Below are 1,021 nucleotides of genomic sequence, written 5' to 3'. Positions count from 1 at the left end.
AGGTCATTGCATACTGAATACATAGGTATGCAAAGCGAACGCGGCGAACTGAAACATCTAAGTAGCTGCAGGAAAATAAATCAACCGAGATTCCCAAAGTAGTGGCGAGCGAAATGGGATGAGCCTGCACGTTTTAGCATGACGCATAGTAGAACGGATTGGAAACTCCGGCCATAGAGGGTGATAGCCCCTTATACGAAATGCGATGTGTGGAACTAAGCGTGCGACAAGTAGGGCGGGACACGAGAAATCCTGTCTGAATATGGGGGGACCATCCTCCAAGGCTAAATACTCGTAATCGACCGATAGTGAACCAGTACCGTGAGGGAAAGGCGAAAAGAACCCCGGAAGGGGAGTGAAATAGATCCTGAAACCGTGTGCATACAAACAGTAGGAGCGGACTTGTTCCGTGACTGCGTACCTTTTGTATAATGGGTCAGCGACTTACATTCAGTGGCAAGGTTAACCGTATAGGGAAGCCGTAGAGAAATCGAGTCCGAATAGGGCGACAGTCGCTGGGTGTAGACCCGAAACCAAGTGATCTACTCATGGCCAGGATGAAGGTGCGGTAACACGCCCTGGAGGTCCGAACCCACTAATGTTGAAAAATTAGGGGATGAGCTGTGGGTAGGGGTGAAAGGCTAAACAAACTTGGAAATAGCTGGTTCTCTCCGAAAACTATTTAGGTAGTGCCTCAAGTATCACCATCGGGGGTAGAGCACTGTTATGGCTAGGGGTTCATTGCGAATTACCAAACCATTGCAAACTCCGAATACCGATGAGTGCGAGCTTGGGAGACAGACGTCGGGTGCTAACGTCCGGCGTCAAGAGGGAAACAACCCAGACCGCCAGCTAAGGTCCCAAAGATTGGCTAAGTGGAAAACGAAGTGGGAAGGCTAAAACAGTCAGGATGTTGGCTTAGAAGCAGCCATCATTTAAAGAAAGCGTAATAGCTCACTGATCGAGTCGTCCTGCGCGGAAGATGTAACGGGGCTAAGCCAGTCACCGAAGCTGCGGATAT

Annotated in this window: 1 rRNA gene; it reads left to right on the top strand. The window is 49.7% G+C overall.

The features are described from left to right. A 23S ribosomal RNA gene (locus tag F0185_RS34040) occupies positions 1 to 1,021 on the top strand; the annotation flags it as partial.

The sequence above is a fragment of the Massilia rubra genome (genome assembly GCF_011682065.1).
GTDB classification, from domain to species: domain Bacteria; phylum Pseudomonadota; class Gammaproteobacteria; order Burkholderiales; family Burkholderiaceae_D; genus Telluria_A; species Telluria_A rubra.
This window is presented reverse-complemented; position numbering and strand designations above follow the sequence as displayed.